Below are 24,404 nucleotides of genomic sequence, written 5' to 3' on the forward strand. Positions count from 1 at the left end.
CGAAGATTGAAACGAAGAGCACGGTCGGTTAACAAAAGGAAGTTGGAAATTGGAAAAGATGCGAGACGCCCAAGGTTACCCCAAGAGCCCATCCAGATGAAATAAAAATGCGCCCGCAAACCTCAGTTTTTCCCTCTCCCAATCCCTTACCTTTCCCAAACCGGAGAGAGATACCATATTGCTAGCACTGATTCCGCAAGGATTGATAAGTCGAAATGTAGAGAGATCATTCACCCCATTGAGAGCAAACCCAAAGCTTGTGAAATAAGACTTTGCGAACACACCGATCGAAACCATTTTCTTTTCCGGAGAATCTGCCAGATAAAGTCCGGGGGCATCTCTGTTTTCCACGAGCTCCAAGTTCCAAATCTCAAGCACTGCGTTTCGGATGGAATAAGTCATCTTTTGCAGATAATCCCCCAAACGGATTTCTCTTTTTTTCAAATCAATATGAGGATAACCTACGATTTGGCCAGGTTCATGTGCCGTAAAGTCCCCACCTCTTTGGATGCGAATGAGCTCCACACCCATCCCGGCCAAACTCTCTTCCGTAACCAGTAGATTTTCCGCTTTCGCGCTTACCCCTCCTGTCAAAGATGGACTGTGTTCCAGAAACAAGACGGATTCCTTTCTCTCGTTTCTAGCAACTTCTTGGTAACTTAGATACCGACGATAAGAAATGGGCTTGGATAAATAAAAGGACGGAAATTTGCTAGAATGGAGAAACTTTGTCATGCGATACTTTGGATCCTAGAAAAATCTCCGAACGGACGCAACCGTTTGGATTTGGCGAAACTTCTTTATTATTCCGATGGAGTTCATTTTCAAAAACATGCAACCATGATCACGACAGGGATCTATATCCATTTGGAAGATTCCCCTTACCCGGTCAAACTGAACGAAGCCCTTTTATTTCTTAAGGAAAAAGGCCATATTGACGCATCTCCCGTGATTTCCGCCAAAGGAATCCAGGGATTTTCCCTTCGTTTTTTGAAACCGATCGACGGTCTAATCTTAAGCAGAGAAGAAAAAAGGGTCATGATGAAGGTCGTGGAAGCATTTCGCGGCAAAGTCGTGGATGAAAGCCGTCATTATCCTAATTTATATGAAAATTACGTCGTCACACCATTATATGATTCCATCCCATTTGCAATAGAAAGGATCAATACCAAAATCCATGTGTTGGTTCAAAAAAGCCTTTTGCAGTTGTCGGGCAAAATGTTTAGGGTTTTATTTGAGAGGTCTCCGGAATGATGATCACAGTTTGCAAAGCAAAAATCCATAGGGCAATCGTCACTGAGGCGGAATTGCACTATGAGGGAAGCCTAACAGTAGACCAGGATTTGATGGATCTTGCCGGAATGCGCCCGTACGAGCAGGTTTCCGTTGTAAACGTGAACAACGGCGCCAGATTCGAAACCTACCTGATCGTCGGGGAAAGAGGGTCCGGGACGATTTGTTTGAACGGTGCTGCAGCCCGTTTGGGGATGAAAGGGGACAAAGTCATCATCATAACCTACGGTCAAATCGATGAAAAAGAGCTTTCCAAAGATTACAAACCGCAGATCGTTTTCGTAGATGAGAACAATCATCCGAAAAAAGCCTAATCTTTCCTAATCTTTTTAGCTTCTTTCTTCGATACTTAGTATATAATCCAATCGGTAGTCGGAACATGAAAAAACTTTTAATATTGATTTCCCTTTCTTTGGTCTTGGGCGCGATTTACGCTCAAGAAGCAGGCAATACTGGCAACCCAACCGGAACCGGTACACAAGTGGCCGGATCAAAAGACACTCCGGATCTTTACCCTCTATCCATTTATGACCCGCGTATCAGATTAAAAAACGTATCGTTTGTTAGACGACATGCCGATACGGGAAAGGGAGAATTTTTGGATGTGCAAGTTGATCTCGAATCCCGTGTGATGGAAGACCAAACTTACGCAATCTATGTTCTCGCGGCATACGAAGGACCTAAGGTAAATGAGTCGGAAAGAAAACTCATTCCTTATCCTAAGTGGAGAACGAACGACCCGCAAAAAGAAGACAAATTGCTCTATTTTACCAATGTAATGCCTACTCCCGTGACTGCGAAAGAAGTCTGGGGAGAGGAAGTTTATAATAAGAAAAAAGCCGACGTGGAAAGAATGCATTGGAAAGGTTTTGAAACAGAGATGCCGGAACCGACTTTCTCCGAAGTAGTGGACTATCTTTGCAAAAACAATTCAAAGGCTCTCCCCTTTACTCTGTTTGGTGAGACAGGACCTTCCACGGATAAAATCGTGATGTACAATTATATTGCACAAACTCCCGAAGAAAAAAAGAAACAAGTCCACGTAACACTTCCTAAACATACTTATACCATCTATAATAATAAGTATCAAGCTTCCATCTCAGCTCACCACTACACTCAATACAGACCGAATTTCCTATCTTTCAATAAGGTAGCGGTTTTGATTTTCGACACGAAAAAGCAGACAAATAGTCTTCTATTTCGTAAGTTTTACGATATTAGCGATCTAAAAATCACTTTCTAAAGATATTTCCGACTACGAATGGCAAAAACGAACCCAAAAAGGTTCGTTTTTTTTTGCTTTAACATCTCCGTCGTATTTCCATTCTAGCCCCGAGCTAATATGAAACCTTCCTATTCCGTAAGCGAACTCAAAAATCAAATTCCCGAATCAGCATTCCAACCTTCCCTGTTATTAAGTTTATTTTATTTCTTTTTCGATATAAGCGTTCTAGCTCTGCTTTATACGATAGCCTTCCACCTAAATAGTGTTTGGTTTCTCCCCTTCTTTTGGTTTGCTTCCGGTACGATGATGTGGGCCCTATTCGTAGTCGGACATGATTGCGGACACGGATCTTTCTCACATATCAGATGGTTGAATTTTTTAATCGGACATCTCGCGCATACGCCAATACTCGTTCCATTTCACGGATGGAAAGTAAGCCATCGCACTCATCATAACAATACGGGAAATATCGATAAAGACGAAAGCTGGCATCCCTTGACCGAAGATCAGTATAAAAAGGCAGATCCTCTTACCAGATTTGCCCGTTTCAAACTTTTTTTGTTTGTTTTCCCTCTTTATCTTTTTGTTCGTTCTACAGGAAGAGACGGATCTCATTTTCATCCGAATAGCCCTCTCTTTCCGAATGGAGAAAGAAAGAACGCTGCCATTAGTACTGCTTGGATTCTTCCTATGGTTTCCTTACTGGCTTGGGTCATTTGGCAGTACGGATTTTTATTTTTTATTACGTATTATTTCATTCCTTATACGATCTTTGTCGTTTGGCTTTCCCTAGTTACCTACCTCCACCATACAGATACTTCCCTTCCCTGGTACAGAGGAAACGATTGGAATTATGTGGATGGTGCCTTGTCTACCATGGACAGGTCCTACGGTATTTTCGAATCCATTCACCACAACATCGGCACACATGTAGTTCATCATCTGTTCCCCACCATCCCCCACTACCGCCTCAAGCTTGCCAAACAAGGTTTAAAGGCGTATTTGGGAGAGGACTACAGAGAAATCAAAGAATCCGTCTGGACCTCCCTATTCAGAAGCATGAAGGAATGTATCGTGGTTCCCGAGGAAGGGACCAAAGTGTTTTACAAAAGACCGGATTCTATTCAAAATTAATTTTTTCCAAGGGCAGGTTTACAATCTGCCCGGCCAACCGACAGTCCCTACGGTCTTCCGACAATTTTCCCTTTTCATAGAATGTGCATTTTGCGGACGATCCGTCCATGGCAGTGTCGTCGTATTGCCAGCCATCCAGAACGGATTCGTTTCCTATTAAAATCGTTTCCTCTTTCTTTAGAATTCCGCCGGCGTATCTGCTGAAAGAATAAGTCCTAAACCGTTTTTCTTTCTGATCTTCAATCTTTAAAAAGACCAAAACACTTTCCCATTTCCTTCTCATAATACTCCATTGCCAATGGCGGTCTACCGTATAACCAAGATTAGCGAATCTCATGGAAATGCGGGAAGGGTATTTATCAAACCAGTTGGTTTCCAAGTCCCAATCGGACGATCCGTTCGTTTTCATGGAAAATTGGATCAATTCTTTACGAAAATTCCATACACATTGTATATCTTTTCCTTTCTCCTTTACTTCATTCAGTAATTCGAATTGCGGATAACCCAAAAAAGTTTTTTGTTTCGATTTCATTACATCGCACATAACTCTAGTTATATCCAATAGTTTTAAACGATCGTCATCATTTATGTCACTAAATTTTGAAAGTTCTTTAGATAATTCCACTACTTCTTTTTGCAGTGCACCTAGGACAATAGGATGTGAATGTTGTTCTTTTATAACCGGAGAAACACATGAATGAAAAATTAAAACAAGTATCAGGAAATTTTTTTTCATAATTACATTTTGTACGATAAAAAATTTAGAATCAATCTATTGTTAAAAAATAAAAATTTTCTTCATTAGGAAATTTTTTTATTGTCAAAGTTTATTTTTGCAGTAATATCAATCTTCAAAATTCTAAGGAGAATTTGAATGAAAAAATATATTGCATTAACAGCAGTTTTCGCAGTGGCAATCGCTATCGCATGTTCAGGCGGTGGTTACAATGCTCCAAGTGGATCAATTCTACAAGACACAACACTTAACAAAGACATTTCTACTGCAGCAGCAGTTGGATCTAAGTCTGGTGAAGCTTGTACAGTTGGATACCTTGGAATCATTGCTTCTGGCGATGCTTCTGTAAAAGCAGCAGCTGCAGCTGGTGGAATCAATAAAGTAAATGCTGTTGACTACAAAAACGACAACTTACTTGGTTCTTTGATTGCAAAAACTTGCACAATCGCTCGCGGAGACTAATCAAAGCAGCAATTATGGCTCTGGAAACAGAGCCATAATCTTTTTCTTCTCTCATCTTTTTTATAATTCACATCTGAAAAAACAAAACTCCTAGCGAGCCCAAACTCATGTTTTATCGTTTTCTTTCTTTTTTTTTATTCCTACTTATGTCGTTTCCTTTTTCCCTTCCTGCCCAAAACAAAGAAGATTGGAAAATCAAAGCCGAATCCGGATTACTTCAATTACTTAAATCCGAAAAAGACAAGGATCTCTCTCCTGTCAGAATCCAATTATGGACTGTTTCTCCGGGAGTAACCGTCACTACTGCCTTTGGCCATGCTGCCCTTCGGATCTTTCAAGGAACCGAATTCGGAGATAAAGATTATTATCTGGACTTCGGCGTATATGACCCTTCTCCGGGATTCTTATGGCGTTTTCTCAAAGGAGATGCGGCATTTTTCGTAAATGTAATTCCAACGGGTTCCGCTTACGAAACCTGGGACCAATCGGGAAGAGGAATCACAGCAACAGAGCTGCAATTAAACAATGACCAAAAACACAAATTATTTGTAGAGATCCTCAAAACCTATGAGATCAACAGCAAAGGTTATACTTACGAAAATTTTACAAACAATTGTGTGACTTTTCTAAGAGAAATCATTTCGAACGGGCTCGGGACACCGCTTGAACTGAAAGAGATAGAAGAAGGAAAAGATACCTGGAGAGAACGAGTCTACCCTTATTCTAATACTCTAATTTGGTTGAACGTCAACGAGACTTTGTTATTTGACCATGATACGGATAAAAAAAGGGATCCCCATGAACTCATTTATCTTCCCGATGATCTTTTGAAATCCGTTCAGCAGACTTCCATACCGCAAGAAACAAAACAAATCCTAAAGGACAGATGGCAAAGAGAAGGAAAAAGTTCGGCCGTTTGGATGATATTTTATCTAAGTATTTTACTCTTTTCCTTTCCTGCAAAATTTTTACAGTTATTCGAAAGAATCTCTGAGATACTGTATGGGTTTGTGGCAGGATTTGGCGGCACTCTGGTCACTTTGGTGTATCTATTTACTTCCTTTAGTTTTATGAATGAAACGATTGCATGGCTTGCTATAAGCCCGATTGATTTTTTCGTTTGGAAAAAATACGAAAATTATAAAAACAAAAAACTGTATTTTTATCTTTTGGGTATCAGACTGCTGATGTTATTTGTTGCCTTGGTTCTTAAATTCACTTTTTACAAACAAACCCTGGGCAACCTTTTGTTTCTATCTTCCTTCTTTTACCTTTGCCTCCTCTACAAAAAACGCAATGAGTTCCAATCCCTATTTTTAAATCAAAAATGAAATATTTCAAAACAATATTAATCTTTTCCGCAGGTATATCCGTTTTCTTCTGTCATGTGGACCGCAAACTGGAACTACCTCCTGAAACAAACAAAGTAGTCCAATGTATAACAAATCTATACGGTATCAGCAACCTTTGCGATGATGAAAAAGAATATCTGGACTGGGCAAAAGCACAAAAACAATACAAGTCTCTAAAAGATCTTACCAAAGACGAGCTACAACGCCTAACAAGAGAGACACTGGACGTTGATAAAACTTCAGCGCTTTTCTATCTTAGATCTTTCGAAGAACCATTGAACAAAAAATTCATAGGTTATCTTGATAAAAAAGAAAAAGTAATAGAAAAGAAATTACCAAACTATACCAAAAAAAATATACTTTTGGCAATGGTTCCGGGGATGTTTTATAAAGACAATCCTACTGTCGGTGCCGATGGAAAAGCTCTCCGAGATATGGCGGCAGGTCTCGGACTCAAAGAAGATGTCATCCCGGTAGATCAAACCGGAACCGTAGATGAAAATGCAAAAGTTATTTGTGATTACGTTAAAAATAGAACCGATGTGAACGGTATTATATTTGCTTCCGTTTCCAAAGGAAGCGGCGATTTGAAAAAAGCGATCCAACTTTGCGGCGGGGAAGATTATTTCAAAAAAGCGAAAGGCTGGTACAATATCGGAGGCTTGAACAAGGGAACAATGTTAGTGGACGGCATTGAGGATAACTGGCGTTATAGATGGGAAGCCAGATCTTATTTTTTTTGGAAAGGATACAATTACGACGGGTTTCTTTCCATGGGCTCGGGAAAAGAAAGACCTCTTGACTTTGATTTAAAAGTTCCCAAACACCTTCTTCTCATCAATGTGATCGCAGTTCCCCAATTTCGACAAGTCACCAAACGCGCGAAACCTTTCTACGAATACCTGATCCAATACGGCCCCAATGACGGAATGACCTTACTCGCAGACAGTTATGTTGAAGGTGCCATCACATACCCATCCTTTAGAAACGACCATTATTTTCAATGGCCCATTTATGAGAACAGGCTAAGAGCTTTCTTTACTTATATCGTGGAGACACAGTTCCCTTAATGAATCTATCCAGAAAAGAATTATTTCTCAAAAGTTTAAAATACGGCGGAAGTGGTATCGGCTTATCCGTGCTTGGTGGACTGGGGTATTCGTTTTTTGCAAACGGAAAATACAAGATGGATTTTCCTGAAGTTCCCGGAAACAAAGTCAGTCTTTCTCCCAACGGAAAGACAGTTCTGATTTTGGGGGCTGGACTCGCAGGACTCCAAGCAGGTTGCGAATTGGCCGACCGGGGGTTCAAAGTCACGCTGCTTGAAAAGTCAGCATTCCCGGGTGGTAAGTTGAAATCTTGGAAAGACAAACATTTTGCAAAAAAAATATTTCAAAACCAGCCTTATACCCGCGAACACGGATTACATGGTATCTGGGGATTTTATAAAAACCTGAGAGAATTCATCGGTCGCCACGGTTTTCCCATCAACAAAATGCAAGACCATGATAGCTTTTATTACTTCGTATCTTCGCAAGGAACACAAAGCAAGATCCAAACTCCTACATGGCCGGTTCCCTTTGACAGACTTCAAATGCTTTCCAGCGGGATCTACATTCCATCCCTAGAAGACGTAAGAAAGCCGGCTCCTAACCAGATTTATGCGCTAAAAGCGGCATCCAAACTATGGGGATTCAATTATCTGAATCCGGATGAGAGAAACTATTTGGATAGTCTCAGTTTCTACGACTGGGCGAAAAAAGTCGGAGTGAACGAACAATATATAAAACATTATTTCGAAGGACTGGCCGAAATGGGTTTTTTTATGTCTACGAAAGAATGTTCGGCACTTGCCATTGCCAACTTTCTAAAGTTAGGTTGTTTACCGTCCGATTCGAGGGTGGATTATTACAAATGGCCGCCTGACGAAACTTTTATAAACCCGATGGTGGATTATATCCGAAGCAAAGGCGGAGAGGTTCATTTCGGAACGGAAGTTACCTCTGTCTTCGTCGAAAATAACCGGGTCACCAAAGTGGAAACAAACACTCAATATCCGAAAGGCAAAGTGAAACGATGCCGTGTATGCGGAAATATCATGGGCGCAGGCCATGTAGATCATTGTCCGTTCTGCGGAGCACACGCGTCCATGCTTGAAATTTTAACTCCAGTCAACTCCCCCATCAAATCCTATACTGCCGATCATATCATCACTGCGATGGATTTGCCCGGAGTCAAAAAATTTATTACGACGAATTCTCTCGACAAACATGCGTATTTCGGCAAAGTCAAAAAACTTTCCACTGCAACAATATTATGCGTCAATTTGATGTATGAAAATTCAGATGCCTGGGAAAAACGTTTTCCTGAGAAAAGTTTTTGGAATGCCCATGATTTTTTCCCAACCGGTTACAAGGTGCTTGGGTTTACATCCAATTGGTCTTCCCGCCAGATCCCCGAACTGAAAGAAAAACGTGTCGATCTGATTGAAGTACAGGTTGCAAAATGGCAACAGTTCAACGGAGTCTCTCACGCAGATATCGCAAAGAAAGTTCACGAAGAACTTAAACTCGTTGTGCCGGATCTTCCCGATTACTCCGAGTTCTATATCAACCGTTGGGATACGTACACAGGTTGCAGACCAGGTGATGAAAAAAATCGTCCTGAGATTCAATCTCCGGTAAACAATCTGTATTTTATAGGGGATTGGGTTTTTGTTCCTCACCATTGCGTGTTTATGGAAAAAACGAATGTAACTGCAAAGATGGTTACCAATTTGATTTTGGAAAAGGAAAAAATAACGGAAGGTCAGATTGAAATTTTAAAATCAGGAACACCTGATTGGCCGGTAGACGTTCTTTCCCTATTTACCACTGTAAAGGCATGATATGAACCTGATCACATTTCCCGCGTTAACCGACGCGGTCATTTACACCTACGGATTTTACATTTTTCTTTCCGTTTTTGTTTTTAAATTGGAATCCTCAGGGACATTCAACCTTCCTTATAGTAAATTTGCAAAGGGCCATGGAGTCTCGCCAAAGGTAGGCATGTTTATCATCTACTTTTTACCTATACTTGCCTACCTGTACACTTGGAATACATCCGACAATCCCAAACTTTTCTATCAATGGATCACTCTGATAGCATTTGTAATTCATTTCGGAAAAAGATGTTTGGAAGTATTATTTTTGCATAAATTTTCAGGCAAGATAGGAATGTTAGGAGTGTTTTTTATCACGATTGCATATAGCAATATCGGATTGATTACGGGATCTTTGCACAATCATACTTCCGAATCCCACGTGACTCAAATCCCTGTTTGGTGGACTGCTCTGGGAGCGACCTTTTTTTCAATCGGCCAGATAGGAAATCTTTATCATCATATTCTTCTAACCAAACTCAGATCGGGGAATGAAAAAGAATACAAAATCCCAAACCAAGGCCTATTTCAAAAACTTGTATGCCCTCATTATTTTTTTGAACTGGTTTCCTGGCTCGGATTTGCCATTCTATCTACTTATGCGGATAGTTTCTTTATACTGATGATTATGACGGCTTACCTTTCGGGAAGAAGCAACCGCACGCGGGAATGGTATATTGAAAAATTGCCCGGCTTTCCTTTGGAACGAAAAAGAATTCTACCGGGAATTTATTAAGGCAATTTTACTTCGGGTAGTCCGTATTTTTTCCATTTCCATGTGAAATAGAAAAATCCAATCGCACCGCTCGCAAGCACACCCAAAGAAATCACTTGTGCATATGTCAAATCCGCAAAAGCGATATTACGATCTCCCCGAAAAAATTCGATGATAAACCGATTGAATCCGTAATACATCCAAAACACAAAAAATAACTTACGTTTGGCGAACTCAACCGATTCCAATTTTACAATCAAAATATAACAAATAGCCATAAGAAACACTTCGTACAATTGCGCCGGATGCACGGGAGGAGCGATCACCGGAAAAGGGTACAATCCCTTGGCTGCGAGAACCGATTTATAATCTCCTGTAGCAACGGGAGGATAAAACGAAGAAAGCTGTGCCAGATTTACAAATCCTTCCGCACGAAGAGACTCCATGGACTTGGGAACGGGAATGTCGATCAGATTGACTTGTCCCAAAAACAGGTTTGAAATTACAGCAAGAGGGTTTTCCGAAGTAGCATATAATGCATGCAATCCATTCCATCTTTCCATCCAATCCACGCTATTTTCCGAAAAAACAACACCGAAGATCGAGTTTGTGGGATTTCCATAAGCATCGCCGTTCAAAAAACAGGAAAAACGACTGAGGCAAAGTCCGAGAGCGATCGGGGTCATAAGAGAATCACACCAATGCAGAAAGTTTTTTCCTGTTAGTTGGCAATACAACCATCCTCCGAATCCCGTTCCGATCGTTCCCCCGAGAATGGCAAACCCGCCCGAAGGCTGGAATAGAACCAAAGGATTGTTCAAAAATGCGGTGGTATCCCAGAAAAGATAATGAAAGAGGCGGGCAAAAACAAATCCCATCAGGATTGCCACGGAGTATGCATTTACAAACCACTCATTGGAGTAACCCGCTTGTAAAGATTTATAACGTTGATAAAAAAATCCCATAACAAGGATTCCCAAAACCCAATGGCCTTCGTAACCCCGAACCTGATAACCGAACAAATCAAAATTGATTGGAAACATCACTCACCTGAAACCTTTGTACAAACCATACCGAAATAATATATATATATAAAACTGTATTTTACAATCACACGATCAACTATTCCGAGTTTGGTGATCTGTCCTTTTTCGGCCGCTTTGTAAATGGACGAATTCCCGAATGCTGCAAGTCCCAAAAGATTATAAGAACAAGCTTCGCCTTTTTTATAATAAGTTTCTACATTCGGGGAAATGGATCCGACCGGTTCTATATAAGCAAACACTGCCGAAGTGGTTCCCAAAGAAGTTTGAGACCCGGTGGTGCCGCAGTTAAAAAGACAGAAAAAACTAAGAGCAAAAATCGGATACCGGAACATGATAAGTATCATTCCCCATAAACAATGGTACAAACTTGGCCGTAGACTAAAAATATATTGGTAACACTTCGATCGACGATTCCGACTTTGGAAATGCCGCCTTTGTGCATGGCATGAATCAATGAAGAATCTCCGCCCGCATAAAGTCCGAAAAGATTGATAGAACAGGCTTCGCCCTTTTTTGCAAAAGAAGGAGAAGGCCCCAAAGTCACCGGCTCTTGGTCCACTTTAAAAACCGCCGAACCCAATGGAGAGATAAATCCGGTTGTAACACATCCCGAGAATAATAGTCCGGACAGGAGGATTAAAAATTTCATAAGAATAGTGAGCTTAAAAGAGGTTCCCTGTAAAAAGAAATTAGGAAATTATTTTTTGGCACCTTCGGGAGATTGGGGAGGAAATTTCTCAGCGAGGCGGAATTTCCATTCGGATTCCGGGTGGTTCAGTTGAACCCAACCTTGCGCATGATCCCAGCGCCCGTCGAATTCCACGGATTCCCAAAAGTATGCTTGATTCATATATTTGTAGGTATCAAGAATATCTAATAAATCGCGTTCTTTGCGTGGAAATTCGTTCACTTTTTCTAGTCTGAGTAGGAAACTGGAACGGTCGATTTGTTTTTTTAAAGGAAAGGATCTTTTTTGAAAAAGAAAAGAGAACATCAACCGATTTACCGAGAATAAATAAGTAAGCCATGGCGATTACGAAAGAGAAAAAAGCAGATTTTAACGAGAAACTGGTAGATTTCAAAAACTATCTGGAAGAGCTCAAAAAAGAAGCGAATATGTACAAACTCCAGTCCAAAAAAAGCAAGGATATGGAACCTTATTTCAATATCGCACTGGCAACAAACTCACTTAAGTCAATTAACACCTGTCTTATGATCAACGAGCTATCGACGGCAATCCTTGAAATCAATAACAATAACTACCTGGAAACGGCCAGGAAAGAAATTTACAACTGTATCTCTTTTATTGAAAAAACAGTTAGCAATAACATAGACGGCTCCCTCACTGAGAACAAAGATTTGCTGGCTAAAATCGAAAGAATAACACCTACACAAAGATTGAACCTGATCAAAGGACTAAGAGAAGCGATAAAAAAAACAAATATCGCTTTCGGACCCAATTCGAAATGGAAATGGAGCTGGCCCGATATCCATTATCGATTGGCAGGCTGCGTGAAAAACCTGTTCGATTTTATCGCCTATGAAAAAGAACAAGATCTTGACAACCCTTATTATTATACGCGTAGGGAACATTTTAATTTAATTGTTGAACTCTCCAACTCCGCTGCCCAAGACTTTCGTTCCAAATTTGAAATGTCGACACAGGATTCCACGGATTTGAAACACTCTGTAGTCATGTTAGAGATGAATAGAAAGATATTTCAGATCACAGGAGAAACGGAAGACCTGGAAAAAACCAAAACTCTCATCGAATCCTTCCAACAAAAGATCGCCGACCTGGAATCCGATGACAAAAAGAAAAAAAAGAAACAATAATCGACGTTTTTCCCCCGTTCCCACAGTCTAGTACTTAGAACGGGCATTACCTTTCAAAGGAGAAACAGAAATATGGCATTAACAGAAGTCAATGACGCCAATTTCAAAGCAGAGACTGCAAGCGGCATGGTACTTGTAGATTGTTGGGCGGAATGGTGTGGTCCTTGTCGTATGGTTGCGCCGGTGTTAGATGAACTTTCCACTGAAATGTCTGAAATCAAAATCAAAAAGCTAAATGTTGATTTCAACCAAAAGACAGCACAAGAATTAGGAATTCAATCCATTCCAACTCTACTTCTTTACAAAGATGGGGTTTTAGTTGATAAAGCGATCGGAGCACTTCCGAAGCCGCAAATCAAAAAATTCATCGAAAACCACAAATAGGAAGTCGACGCTCCCCTCATGGTAAGTTCAGAACCAAACGGTTTCATAGCGCTCTCCAGAGGGGGGTACCTAGTAGATACTTCGGAAGGATACATCCAGTTCGGATCTCCTCCCGAAACAATCAAAGACACAATGGGTCTTGAAAAAAAGACTCCCCTCGTATTTGTATTACCCAATAAATTCTTTCATGTAGAAAAAGGAATCAGCGTAGCCGAACTCGAATTCCCTATCTATTTTAACTTTTTTTTCCGTGGAGGAAAAAAAACCTTTATCGTCTGCACCCAAGAACAGAAAGAACAGCTAACAATCGTTTTAGGCGAATCCCTGATGGGGCCTTCGGAGCTCAATCTTGCTTCAGAATTCATCGACGGTGAAGCCACATTCGGATTTCCGGATATCAAAGCGGAAATGGCATATTTCCGTAGTTATAAATCCATGGATGATGTTGTAGAATTTATATTATTTGATGAAAATCAAAGAGTTAAATTCGGCGGAATTACCATAGAGCACTTACCATCTAACGAATTTTTGGTGATAGACAAGGACAGGAAAACAAAAATCCCCGGAGAAGTGGATTTCCATGTTAAATTTGATATTGGAAAAAGATTACTGGAACCGTTTCAACCTCCACTGATCGGGATTACCTGCCTCGGCCCTTCCCACGGTTTCGATCCTGATGACAATACTTCGGGTTTTATCATTTGGTTGAACGGCCAAGGTATCATGGTGGATCCGCCTGTGAATTCCACAGAGTGGCTTCGCGAATCCAATGTTAATCCCAAACTCATCAACTCAATCATTCTGACCCATTGCCATGCAGACCATGATGCGGGAACATTTCAAAAAATCCTGGAAGAATCAAAAATCACTATTTATGCAACTGCAACGGTAATGGAATCTTTTCTCCGTAAATACTGTAGTTTGACAAAGATTCCCAGAAAAGAGATCACGGATCTATTCGATTTTATACCGGTAGTCATCGGTCGCCCCACCATTATCAACGGAGGGGAGTTTTACTTTCATTATGCGATCCATTCCATTCCATCCGTCGGCTTCGAATTTTTTTTCCAAGATCAATCTTTCTATTATACTTCAGATCACCTGAACGACCCCGAAGCATTCGAAGAAATGTATAAAAAGGGAGTTCTACCGGAAACCAGATTCCAATTTCTCAAGGACTTCCCTTGGGATCGCAAAATCATCTATCATGAAGCAGGAGTCCCTCCCCTTCATACAAGAATCAGTTACCTTGCAAAACTTCCCGAAGAAGTACAAAAAAGAATTACCGTTTATCATATCGCTTCCAAGGACATGCCTGCCGGCACACACCTAACCCTAGCTAAATTCGGGATTGAAAATACGCTTTATCCGGAAATCACTCCTCCGAAACATCAGGATGCATTCAAACTTTTGGAAATTTTATCCCAGATCGATATCTTCTCCGGTTTTCCCATCGAAAAAGCCAAAGAGTTTTTACAAATCGTAAAAGAAGAAAAATTCCGCCGCGGAGAACAGATCATTGTAAAAGGTATCAAAGGCGACCGTTTTTATATCATTGCCTCGGGGAATGTTCGGTTTGAAGGCTTATCCGGTGATCATTCCGCTGTAAAACGATATGGTACTTACGAATACTTCGGCGAAGCCTCGTTGATACTAGACACTGTCCGCCAAGCGGATGTTTATGCGGAAACGGATGTGGTTGCGTTAACGATTGATAAGACCAGATTCCACCAATTCATTCGTGGTTCAAAATTACACGAAAACCTGGTCAAATTGAACTCCATTCGGGAAACAAATACCTGGAAAACACTTACCGAATCGCAAACCTTCCGAGGACTTACCAGCTATCAGGTGACTCAGCTGGAACTGATTCTGAAATTTGAAACAATCAAATCGGAAGATCTTCTGATTGAAGAAGGACATTCCTTCGAAAAAGCATTTATTGTAAAATCAGGAACCGTTGTAGTTATGCAACACCACCGCACCATCCGTGAATTGGGACCTGGTGACTTTGTAGGTGAAATTTATCCACTTACCAAAAAACTACCTTCCAGTTATACATTCATTGCTTGGCCAGGCACAGAACTCTATGTTTTGGGACAAGAAGACGCGATCCAGTACATCAAGAAAAATCCCGGCGTCTATATGAAACTGAACACTGTTTATAATTGACCTATTTTCGCCATTCTTTTACCATAGGGATGCAAAGGAGTCAAACCGCATGGATCGAATCCTGCCTTTTACAGAAGAGCACCAACAATTCCGAGAAATGACTCGGAAATTTTTTGAAACAGAAGTCAAACCCCATCACGAAGAATGGGAAAAGAATCATATCGTCCCGAAAGAAGTTTGGAGAAAAGCAGGTGAATACGGTCTGCTTTGTCCCAATGTGGATCCTGCCTACGGTGGAGCAGGAGCTGATTTTCTTTATAATGTAATCATCATTGAAGAGTCCGCAAAAGTGGGAAACAGCGGCTTTTTTATATCTCTCCATAACGATGTAATTGCTCCTTATATTTCCACTTACGCAAACGATGAACAAAAGAAACGTTGGCTTCCCGGTTGTGTTTCCGGAGAAAGCATACTTGCCATCGCAATGACGGAACCCGGTGCGGGATCGGATCTGAAATCCCTCCGAACCAGTGCAGTCGATAAAGGGGATCATTACATTGTAAACGGTCAAAAAACTTTTATCTCCAACGGGCAATTGTCAGATCTCATTATAACGGCCGTTAAGCATGAAAACGGAACTATATCCCTCCTTATGGTTGAAGAAGGTATGGAAGGATTTGAAAGAGGAAGGAATCTGGACAAGATCGGTTTGAAAGCACAGGATACTTCCGAACTCTACTATAATGATGTAAAGGTGCCTAAAGCAAATTTAATAGGAAACCAAGGACAAGGGTTTCGTTATTTGATGCAAAAATTAGCACAGGAACGTTTGGTTCTGGCACTAGCTTCCGTAGAAGCAACAAGACTTGTACAAAAAATTACGTTACAATATATCAAAGAGCGCAAAGCCTTCGGTCAAAAAATCGGTTCTTTTCAAAACACAAAGTTCAAGATGGCTGAGATGGCAACCGAATTGGAAATGTCCCAAGTATTTTTAGACAAAGTGATCATTGAACACATGAAAGGTGAAAATACTACGGTAGAAGCATCCATGTGCAAATGGTATGCGACTGAAATGCAAAAAAGACATACCGACGAATGTTTGCAATTCTTCGGCGGTTACGGTTATATGATGGAGTATCCTATCGCACGCGCTTATTTGGATGCACGGATTCAAACTATCTATGCGGGAACGACGGAGATCATGAAAGAAATCATTGGGCGCGGACTAGGGTTATAAACAAGCGAACGAAAAAAGAAATATCGATTTTGCGAAAGGCCCCTCTCCCAAGGGCCTTTCTTTTTATTTAAGAAAAGTTTTTGATTGGCGATAGGACTCAAGACACTCGATCATTTTTTTTACCAATTCAGGAACGGGGACCAGTTTGGAAAATCTTTCCAAAACCCAATGATCAATTCCCTCTTTTTTTAAAAACTCCTTGTCTGAAAATAAAGGTGCACTGGAACTCATCATCAGTATGGGGAGATTCATACCCTCCGCCATGGCCGCCCATTCATGAACCAATTCTATCCCCCCGAGCACAGGCATTTCCACGTCCGTTAAAAGAAGATGAGGAGTAAATTGTTTCAAATGAGACAAAGCTTCCGAACCATTTGCAGATTCAATTACGAGCCAATTATACTTTCTAAATTCTTCTGCACATTCTTTCCGATACAGATCGGAATTTTCCACGATCAGTATGATCTTTTCCCCCACGGGAATTTGGATCAAAAATTCAGAACCTTGTTTACGGCCGGGAACGATCGATATACTTCCGTTATGTGCCTGTAAAATGGAACGGGATAAAGATAATCCGAAACCGGTTCCTACTTCTCCCAAAGTTCCCGCTTTCTTTTGCAAATCGGCACCTTCCGTATTAAAGATACGGATTTGATCTTCAGTCATTCCCATCCCGAAATCTATCACATAAAACTTATCTTTAAAATCCTCTCTCTTATGAATTAGATAAAGATCGGAATTTGCATTTGAAAACTTAATGGAATTGTTGATTAAATTGCAAATTACCTCACCTAGCAATGTCTTATCGGCAAAGATAAAACTTGGGTGATGATCTTCCAAAATGATGTTTATATTTTTGGAAGAAGAAGACAATGCCACTTCTTTGTTTACATATTCAAGTAAGTCATCCGAAGAAAAAAATTCATACCTAAGTCTGACCGAATCGGAATCAAAACGACTGATACTTAAGAGATGGCGAATCAGCTGTATTGAATTATCAACACCTCCAATCCCCATTTGAATCAGCTTATCTACGTCATCCTCCTTCTTCGGACTCACCTTGGACTGAATATTATGCAACAGAAATTTCAACCCGACCAAAGGTGATTGCAAGTCATGAGAAAGTAAAGAAATCAAATTTGTTTTCCAACGATTTGCATTTTCCAACTCACCTGTACGATCTTTTACCCTTAATTCCAGATCCTCCTTGGACTTAAGGAGTTCACGCATAGCGGACTCTTCCTTTCGGAAAGCATCCATTACCAAATAAAACATTAAAGATGTTAGTGGTAACAAAAAGAAACTAAGTCCCAAAAAGAACAGCCAATCCCTTTTATTGGCATAATTATAATAGAATAAAGATTCATGAACGATAATGATTCCTGCAAAAAAGAAACTGATCAGATAAATCCGAACTTCCGTATGTCCTTTAAATGCAAGAAACAACAAGTATAGAATACTACAAACGATCATGGAATTTGCACCTGTTTCAAAAGGTATAGAAACAAGAGTCAGATAATAATCGGGAAGAGCTAACATTAAAAATGCGTATATTCCCGTGATATAGGTAAAAACAATAAATGTTTTTTTGAAACGTTTATCTGCAACGACGGAGTAAAGCACAGTGCCGCCCAAATATAGATTCAACGGCAAACAAACAAATGACAGGCGAATGATAAGATAACAATATTCATCCGAGAACAGATTAAAAAGTATCCTGGTATCTCTCAACGTGACAATGGGAAGCATAACGGCAAAACAAAATAAGCCCAAATAAAGGGATCTTTTCAAATCTCTTCTCAAATAATAAAGGCATATGTTGAAAGCACCCAAAAATGCGAGCCAGGATACACCAAGCAAAGTCAATAATTCCTTTCTCTGATATTCCTTATTGATTTGCCGAAATGTTCCCAAATGAATAATCTCTTTCATTCCGCAAATCCTGTGGCTATAATTGGAAATATTCAGTTGTATTTGAAATCGGTTCGATTTGGGTTTGATACTGAGTATCTGAGTCTTATAAGAAGGTTTATGAATATTCGGATCGGGTGAAGCTTTTCCGTTTTCATGGACAAGTTCCCCATCAACGTACAACCGATAGGCGGTATGCAGCAAAGGAACTTGAAGAACCAAATCGTCGGCAGGACCGGAAAGTATTACGTTCAGCCGGTAGGTAGCAAAACCTTTACGGGAAAGCGGTTTTCCGTCCGCTTCCATTTGGTTCCAAGGACGGGGAAATACATACTTAAGATTGGAAGATTTTTGCGACGGATCTAAAAATTCATTCCAATAAAATTCCCATTCTCCGATCAAAGGCGTAGTTTTTGTATGAATATCGAAATCGGTTAGATCTAAAATCCCTTTTTTGGATTCGGATTGGTTGGCAGTCTCGGAGCAACCGAAAAAGAACAACAAAAGTAAAAAAGCAATTCCTGTTTTTATCTTCTGCATCGATGAAACAGGAAAAGATGTAATTTAGCGAATGTAAACCAGGATTTTCCTTTTCTCTATTTCCGACTAGCCTCTTCCTTACGTAATTCCTGAGTCAGATGCATGGAACAAAAATGAGGACCGCACATAGAACAAAAATGTGCCTTCTTCATTCCGTCTTGAGGTAAAGTTTCATCATGATAGGACTGGGCAAGTTCCGGATCGAGAGAAAGTGCAAATTGATCTTCCCAACGAAACTCAAATCTTGCTTTGGAAAGTAAATTGTCCCGCTCCTGTGCTCCTGGATGACCTTTTGCCAAATCAGCAGCATGTGCCGCAATTTTATAAGCAATCATTCCGTCTTTCACATCCTGTTTGTTCGGAAGTCCCAAATGTTCTTTCGGTGTCACATAACAAAGCATTGCTGTCCCGTGCCAGGCTATCATTGCTGCACCAATAGCGGACGTTATATGATCATAACCGGGCGCAATATCCGTCACCAAAGGCCCGAGAGTATAAAAAGGAGCTTCGTTACAAAGTTCGGACTGAAGGCGTACGTTTTCTTCAATCAAATGCAAAGGAACATGTCCCGGACCTTCCACCATCACCTGAACATCTTCTTCCCATGCTTTTTGGGTAAGTTCTCCAAGTGTCTTCAATTCGGCAAATTGCGCTTCATCGTTTGCATCTGCGATGCAACCCGGTCTGAGTCCGTCGCCCAAAGAATAGGAAACTCCGTATTTCTTCATAACCTCATTGATCCTGCCAAAATGTTCGTATAAAAAATTCTCTTTTTTATGATGCAAACACCAACGGGCCATAATGGAACCACCACGCGATACAATTCCTGTAACCCTTTTTTCAGTAAGGCGTACATAATCGCGCAAAACTCCCGCATGAATCGTAAAATAATCCACACCTTGTTCCGCCTGTTCGATGAGAGTTTCAAGATAAACATCTATGTTCAGATTTTCCGCCTTACCCTTTACCTTTTCCAAAGCTTGGTAAAGAGGAACCGTTCCAATAGGTGCCGGAGAATTTCGAATGATCCATTCCCTTGTTTCATGAATATTTTTACCTGTGGATAAATCCATAACGGTATCCGATCCCCAGCGGAGCGCCCAACGGAGTTTTTCCACTTCTTCTTCAATTGACGAAGAGATCGCGGAATTTCCTATGTTTGCGTTTACTTTAACAAGGAACTTTCTTCCGATAATCATCGGCTCCAGTTCCAAGTGGTTTTTGTTAGATGGTATAATGGCACGACCGATTTTAACTTCATTCATTACAAACTCAGGGCTAACATTTTCACGCAGTGCGACAAATCGCATCTCTTCCGTGATTTCTCCCCGTCTAGCGTAATACATCTGAGAAAAGTTTTTATCCCCTCTGGACTCTCTTTTTTCTATCCAAGGTTTTCTGATTTTTGCGATGCCTTGTTTGTAATCGAATTCCTCGTGATGCATACATAGACTTCCCTCTGTTCGATAGGAATGAAATGTTGTTCCATCTGTTAGGTGAATTTCGTTTTTTGGAATTATAAATTCCTCAGTTGTTTGTGAAGTTTGGTCCATATATTCTCCCAAACCGCTGGAACTGATTGAAAATGGGAAGGAGGGAAAACTATAAAAGCTGCATCAAACACACAAACGATATAGTTTTTTTCCGTTTCCCTTCGCTGGCATTATCCAGATCAGGTTCATGGGGACTCTCTCAGAGTTTCTTTACGAAACCCACCCCCAACGGTTATAAATCAGTTTGGGGTGGGCGACAGAATTTGACAACGATAAATTACGGGGTATTTTTGGTCCAGGTTTGTCAAAAAATGATTTGTTGGATTTATAGAAAAGTTGAGGCAATGAATACAATATAACTTTCGTTACTTGGCGACCCTCCCCTTTCTTTCCATTCTATGTATGTAGACTTGAAGATCCTGCTTTCCCTTGGGTCCTATTTCCGTAAACTGCACCCCGTAGATTCCCTCTTCCTTCGATTTTTTGCCGATCTGTTTGATCACTCCGCGCGCCAAAAAATCGGCAAGATCTCCGGGAAGTGCTACAAGGATTTCTATTTTTTCGTTTAGGTCCCATTCCTCAAAATGATTGGGCGCCAAAATTCCGATCCCTCCCAGACTTAAATCCCGAGCTTTCAAAACATCCAATAGGACGGTGCCCATAAGATGCACTTCCACAGGTTCGTTCTCTTCCGGGATCACACGGACAAATTTACGTTTATCTTGGCTTTGCGGCATTTAGGTAAATAAAGGCAATAAAATAGGAATGTAAACCAGGATTTATTATTTAATTCCTGTAATCCGAGCAGTTCAGACCAAATCAGGCGAACATTTGGCCTGAAAATTCCAGCAACGTTCAATGTTCCTCGCTCGTTTTCTCGGGACATCCTGTCCCGAAGAAAACACTCCGGCATCCCTAGCCATAGGGAGCACTGGGCGGTAAGCCGCATTCAGACACTCGTATCTTTTCTTTTTGTTTGAGGTAGTCTTTCCTTATAAGATGGGATTTTGGTATCCCACAAAAAAAAAGACCGAGCCTTTCAGCCCAGTCCTTTCTTTCCATACCGAATATGGTTCTAAAAATTAAGGAGCAATCGTCTTAACCAATGTTAAATCTTCTTTCTTGAAAATCTTAATCGTTGTTTTGTCCCCTTCTTTCGGCTTTCCTGTTACGTAAATTTTCTCACCGAAGAAAGTTAGTTCGGAGTTTTCTTCAATTGCTTCCGAAGAACGTGCTTCAAAAGTCAGATCCGATTTGAAGCGGGCTACATAGTATTTGTCTTGAAACTTTTCCACCACATAGACTTTGTCTTCTCTCGGAACAATAGGAGTTCTCCAAAAGATATCCGCATTTTCGCTGGATTTTTTAACACCTAGTTTGTCCGGATCTAGTAGAACCAATTTGTGTTTTCTTGTTTCGATTTTTTCTCCATCGTAACCCAAAACAAGAACTCCTTGGTTCGGAATCTCTTTAAATTCCTTAGAACAGATGTTATTGTAAGGACTTTTAAAAAGTGCATCGTCTTTCTTGGTATCAATCGCCCAAAGTTCGTTTGAATAATGACCATCCGCATCATACTTGATGAACTTCATGAAAAGGATCTTGTTATTGACGACGTTATCACTTTGTTCTTCTTTTTTCTTAAGCTCATCTTTGACTTGAGAAAGTTCTTTCTGAACTTCCTGCACTTTCTCTTCTGCTGCCTTCACGGCTTCAGTGGTTTTCGCAGGTTCCGTAGTTGCTGTTTCGGTTTTACCGTCTTCTTTTCTAGCTTCTTCCTTTGCGGCAACTTGCTCTTCTTTTTTAACAAGCTCTTCTTTCTTTTGTTCCAGAGCGGCTTCTTTGACTTCAGTCGCTTTTTGTTCTTGTTGGATTTGTTTTACTTCTTCGGTCTTTTTTTCGATCTCTGCTTTGTTTTTAACAGGATCTTTTTTCAATTCATTGAGGTTTGCAACGGTAGTAGCTTCTTTTTTTGCCAACTCTTCTTTTTTCTCGGCAACTTGTTTTTGTTCTTTGGCTACTTCCTGTTTTTTGTCTTGGACGATTTTCTTTTCTTCTTTGATTTTATCATCTTGAAGTTTGTCCATTTTTTTGGCTTCGTCCTGCATCTTTTGTTTTGTGGCAGGATCTTTCTCTTTGTCTTTTACGATTCGGTTAACGTCTTTTTCCAATTCATCTGCAGTAACATCCTTACCGCTGTCTTTCAGAATGTTTTTTTCAATCGGGATGATCAGTTGTGTTTTGCCGGACCAGTTTTTATAATTCGTATCAATCCCGATTTTGTCCGCTGTTACCGCTTTAACAACCTCTTCCGTATATTTGCCTGTAACAAATTTGAGGTCTTTTCTATGAGCAGCATTATAATATAACACATATTGTGCGAGGGTGTCGGCACCGCCTGCTTTGTATTGAAAGGAGCTTTCAAGATAAGCCGAGACAATTCGTACGATCGAATTTACGTGATCGAAAGATTGAGATTCGCTAATGGAAAAAATATCAGCACCCAGCTTTCCATCCCCGCCCGGTTGAATTCTTTGAACGGTAACTCCGCTTACGGAAGCACTGTCCGATTTGCTTAAGGAAGCAGCTAATTTTTTACCGGTTTCGGCATTTTCCAAAAGGATATCAGGGTTTGCTTTTTTTAAAGAGCGATTGATAAACTCAATCTTCTTTGCTCCTTTGATTTCCGATTCCCCAAGTGGTGCCTTGGATTGTGCGGAAACTCCTGTTACAACAACAAACAAAAAGATAGCGGTCGCGCGAAATAATCTCATTTCACCCTCTTAATTTTTTTTTAAAGAATAGCGCTATTTTAAAGGATCGAATGGAATCTGAAAAGCAAGTTTTCCCTCATTTAAAAAGATATTTACCCCTTATCTCATGGAACAAATCTGGAAGGGAATGGTAAAATTTACTTCAAGAATCCACAATTTCAACGCAGGGCCGGCCATGCTTCCGACGGAAGTAATGGAAAAAGCCCAAAGAGAATTCCTGAACTACCAAGGGACAGGAATGTCTGTAATGGAGATGAGTCACAGGGCAAAGCCCTTCCAAGACATTCTGGACCGATCGATTCACCATTTGCGTTCCCTTCTCTCCATTCCCGAACGTTACGGAGTCGTTTATTATCCTGGCGGAGCCACATTTCAATTCTCAGCGATTCCCCTCAATTATCTGAAAGAAGGAGAATCTGCCGACTTCGCACTTACCGGAGTCTGGGCTGTGAAAGCAAAAGAAGAAGCTAAAAAATTCTATCCGAATGTAAAAACCATCTTCGACGGAAAGGATTCCAAATATACGGAAATCCCAGAGCTTACCGATGATCTGGTTTCCGATGATGCAAAATATGTTTACATCACTTCCAATAATACGATTTACGGAACTCGTTACAAAACGTTACCTAAATTGAAAAAGGCTCCTCTCATTGCAGACATGACGAGTGAACTTTTAAGCCGCAAGTTGAATATAGAAGATTTCAGCGTTATATTTGCAGGTGCTCAGAAAAACATAGGCCCTTCCGGACTAACACTCGTTATTTACGACAAGGAAAAACTCCCGAAACAAAATCATCCGATTCCCAATCTCATGAATTTCGAGTTGATGGAAAAAAACGGATCCCTCTATAACACTCCACCGACTTACTCCATTTATATGGCCGGCCTAGTCTTCGAATGGCTGGTAGAAAAGGGCGGAGTGGAAGTGATGGAAAAAGAGAACGAAGCGAAAGCAAAACTTCTTTATGATACGATTGATTCCTCTTCACTTTATAACGCACCGGTTCCCGTAAACAACCGTTCCGTGATGAATGCGGTCTTCCGTTTGAAAGACGATTCTCTTGATGCTAAATTCTTAGAGGGTGCTGAGGCAGCAGGCCTTGCAGGACTCAAAGGATATAGAGACGTAGGCGGATTCAGAGCATCCATTTACAACGCAATGCCTAAGTCGGGTATAGAAACACTTGTCTCCTATATGAAAGAATTCGAAAGATCCAAAGGTTAATTT

General features: G+C 40.6%; 24 protein-coding genes and 1 riboswitch. Of the genes, 14 read left to right on the forward strand and 10 right to left on the reverse strand.

Going from position 1 to position 24,404, the window contains the following annotated elements; genetic code table 11:
• Positions 1–75: 75 nt before the first annotated feature.
• On the reverse strand, positions 76–735 hold the full coding sequence (gene lipB, locus EHS11_RS09985) for a lipoyl(octanoyl) transferase LipB (RefSeq protein WP_135764273.1): 660 nt from the start codon (positions 733–735) through the stop codon (positions 76–78).
• Between lipB and EHS11_RS09990 the strand changes: the two genes are divergently transcribed.
• From EHS11_RS09990 to EHS11_RS10005, 4 genes are all read left to right on the forward strand, one after another.
• Positions 718–1,254, forward strand: a complete 537-nt coding sequence (locus EHS11_RS09990; RefSeq protein ID WP_135764274.1) for a type II toxin-antitoxin system antitoxin SocA domain-containing protein — start codon at positions 718–720, stop codon at positions 1,252–1,254. The genes lipB and EHS11_RS09990 overlap by 18 nt on opposite strands.
• A complete protein-coding gene (gene panD / locus EHS11_RS09995) occupies positions 1,251–1,607 on the forward strand; it encodes an aspartate 1-decarboxylase (RefSeq protein WP_109019179.1) in 357 nt (118 codons plus the stop codon). Before EHS11_RS09990 ends, panD begins: the two co-directional genes overlap by 4 nt.
• Before the next feature lie 65 nt (positions 1,608–1,672).
• Positions 1,673–2,536, forward strand: a complete 864-nt coding sequence (locus EHS11_RS10000; RefSeq protein WP_135764275.1) for a hypothetical protein — start codon at positions 1,673–1,675, stop codon at positions 2,534–2,536.
• A 99-nt stretch (positions 2,537–2,635) separates the two neighbouring features.
• Positions 2,636–3,652, forward strand: a complete 1,017-nt coding sequence (locus EHS11_RS10005) for a fatty acid desaturase (protein WP_135764276.1) — start codon at positions 2,636–2,638, stop codon at positions 3,650–3,652.
• Here the strand turns inward: EHS11_RS10005 and EHS11_RS10010 are convergent.
• Positions 3,639–4,388: a hypothetical protein gene (locus tag EHS11_RS10010; protein ID WP_135764277.1), complete on the reverse strand. Its 750-nt coding sequence runs from the start codon at positions 4,386–4,388 to the stop codon at positions 3,639–3,641. The two genes, EHS11_RS10005 and EHS11_RS10010, sit on opposite strands and share 14 nt — an antisense overlap.
• Before the next feature lie 138 nt (positions 4,389–4,526).
• Here EHS11_RS10010 and EHS11_RS10015 point away from each other — a divergent pair, with 138 nt between their 5' ends.
• From EHS11_RS10015 to EHS11_RS10035, 5 genes are all read left to right on the forward strand, one after another.
• Positions 4,527–4,850, forward strand: a complete 324-nt coding sequence (locus EHS11_RS10015; protein WP_135764278.1) for a TRL domain-containing protein — start codon at positions 4,527–4,529, stop codon at positions 4,848–4,850.
• Positions 4,851–4,957: 107 nt separating this feature from the next.
• A complete protein-coding gene (locus EHS11_RS10020) occupies positions 4,958–6,181 on the forward strand; it encodes a lipoprotein N-acyltransferase Lnb domain-containing protein (protein WP_135764279.1) in 1,224 nt (407 codons plus the stop codon).
• Entirely contained in the window at positions 6,178–7,272 is a 1,095-nt protein-coding gene (locus EHS11_RS10025) for a hypothetical protein (RefSeq protein WP_135764280.1), read from the forward strand. The genes EHS11_RS10020 and EHS11_RS10025 overlap by 4 nt, the downstream gene beginning before the upstream one ends.
• Complete coding sequence (locus tag EHS11_RS10030) at positions 7,272–9,089, forward strand: FAD-dependent oxidoreductase (RefSeq protein ID WP_135764281.1); 1,818 nt, start codon at positions 7,272–7,274, stop codon at positions 9,087–9,089. Before EHS11_RS10025 ends, EHS11_RS10030 begins: the two co-directional genes overlap by 1 nt.
• Position 9,090: 1 nt before the next feature.
• Positions 9,091–9,861 (forward strand): DUF1295 domain-containing protein, encoded by a 771-nt coding sequence (locus EHS11_RS10035; protein WP_135764282.1) that lies wholly within the window; start codon positions 9,091–9,093, stop codon positions 9,859–9,861.
• On the opposite strand, the gene EHS11_RS10040 is transcribed toward EHS11_RS10035, so the two are convergent.
• From EHS11_RS10040 to EHS11_RS10055, 4 genes are read right to left on the reverse strand one after another with little or no spacing between them, the layout of a single operon-like run.
• The gene (locus EHS11_RS10040) at positions 9,858–10,883 is read right to left on the reverse strand and encodes a prolipoprotein diacylglyceryl transferase (protein ID WP_135764283.1); all 1,026 of its coding nucleotides are present in this window, start codon (positions 10,881–10,883) and stop codon (positions 9,858–9,860) included. The two genes, EHS11_RS10035 and EHS11_RS10040, sit on opposite strands and share 4 nt — an antisense overlap.
• A complete protein-coding gene (locus tag EHS11_RS10045) occupies positions 10,883–11,218 on the reverse strand; it encodes a TRL domain-containing protein (protein WP_167884408.1) in 336 nt (111 codons plus the stop codon). The genes EHS11_RS10040 and EHS11_RS10045 overlap by 1 nt, the downstream gene beginning before the upstream one ends.
• 8 nt (positions 11,219–11,226) lie before the next feature.
• On the reverse strand, positions 11,227–11,535 hold the full coding sequence (locus EHS11_RS10050) for a TRL-like family protein (RefSeq protein ID WP_135764285.1): 309 nt from the start codon (positions 11,533–11,535) through the stop codon (positions 11,227–11,229).
• Positions 11,536–11,583: 48 nt separating this feature from the next.
• Positions 11,584–11,880, reverse strand: a complete 297-nt coding sequence (locus EHS11_RS10055) for a hypothetical protein (RefSeq protein WP_246047756.1) — start codon at positions 11,878–11,880, stop codon at positions 11,584–11,586.
• 32 nt (positions 11,881–11,912) lie between these two features.
• Between EHS11_RS10055 and EHS11_RS10060 the strand changes: the two genes are divergently transcribed.
• The 4 genes from EHS11_RS10060 to EHS11_RS10075 are packed head-to-tail and all read left to right on the forward strand — an operon-like array spanning position 11,913 to position 16,458.
• Positions 11,913–12,722, forward strand: a complete 810-nt coding sequence (locus tag EHS11_RS10060) for a hypothetical protein (RefSeq protein WP_135764286.1) — start codon at positions 11,913–11,915, stop codon at positions 12,720–12,722.
• A gap of 45 nt (positions 12,723–12,767) precedes the next feature.
• Positions 12,768–13,106, forward strand: a complete 339-nt coding sequence (gene trxA / locus EHS11_RS10065; protein ID WP_278321686.1) for a thioredoxin — start codon at positions 12,768–12,770, stop codon at positions 13,104–13,106.
• 18 nt (positions 13,107–13,124) lie between these two features.
• On the forward strand, positions 13,125–15,278 hold the full coding sequence (locus EHS11_RS10070) for a cAMP/cGMP-dependent 3',5'-cyclic-AMP/GMP phosphodiesterase (RefSeq protein ID WP_135764287.1): 2,154 nt from the start codon (positions 13,125–13,127) through the stop codon (positions 15,276–15,278).
• 49 nt (positions 15,279–15,327) lie between these two features.
• A complete protein-coding gene (locus tag EHS11_RS10075; RefSeq protein WP_135764288.1) occupies positions 15,328–16,458 on the forward strand; it encodes an acyl-CoA dehydrogenase family protein in 1,131 nt (376 codons plus the stop codon).
• A gap of 63 nt (positions 16,459–16,521) precedes the next feature.
• Here the strand turns inward: EHS11_RS10075 and EHS11_RS10080 are convergent, their stop codons facing one another.
• The 4 genes from EHS11_RS10080 to EHS11_RS10095 all read right to left on the reverse strand — a co-directional run bounded on the left by EHS11_RS10080 (position 16,522) and on the right by EHS11_RS10095 (position 23,176).
• Positions 16,522–18,909, reverse strand: a complete 2,388-nt coding sequence (locus tag EHS11_RS10080) for a hybrid sensor histidine kinase/response regulator (protein ID WP_135764289.1) — start codon at positions 18,907–18,909, stop codon at positions 16,522–16,524.
• A 56-nt stretch (positions 18,910–18,965) separates the two neighbouring features.
• A complete protein-coding gene (thiC, locus tag EHS11_RS10085) occupies positions 18,966–20,462 on the reverse strand; it encodes a phosphomethylpyrimidine synthase ThiC (RefSeq protein ID WP_135764290.1) in 1,497 nt (498 codons plus the stop codon).
• Positions 20,463–20,541: 79 nt separating this feature from the next.
• A riboswitch (TPP riboswitch) is annotated at positions 20,542–20,639 on the reverse strand.
• A gap of 128 nt (positions 20,640–20,767) precedes the next feature.
• Positions 20,768–21,139, reverse strand: coding sequence for a PilZ domain-containing protein (locus tag EHS11_RS10090; RefSeq protein ID WP_135764291.1), 372 nt, complete (start codon positions 21,137–21,139; stop codon positions 20,768–20,770).
• A gap of 345 nt (positions 21,140–21,484) precedes the next feature.
• A complete protein-coding gene (locus EHS11_RS10095) occupies positions 21,485–23,176 on the reverse strand; it encodes a P83/100 family protein (RefSeq protein WP_135764292.1) in 1,692 nt (563 codons plus the stop codon).
• A 127-nt stretch (positions 23,177–23,303) separates the two neighbouring features.
• On the opposite strand from EHS11_RS10095, the gene serC reads away from it, so the two are divergent.
• Positions 23,304–24,401 (forward strand): 3-phosphoserine/phosphohydroxythreonine transaminase, encoded by a 1,098-nt coding sequence (gene serC, locus EHS11_RS10100; RefSeq protein ID WP_135764293.1) that lies wholly within the window; start codon positions 23,304–23,306, stop codon positions 24,399–24,401.
• Positions 24,402–24,404 lie beyond the last annotated feature (3 nt).

Source organism: Leptospira ilyithenensis (genome assembly GCF_004771005.1).
Lineage (GTDB): Bacteria > Spirochaetota > Leptospiria > Leptospirales > Leptospiraceae > Leptospira_A > Leptospira_A ilyithenensis.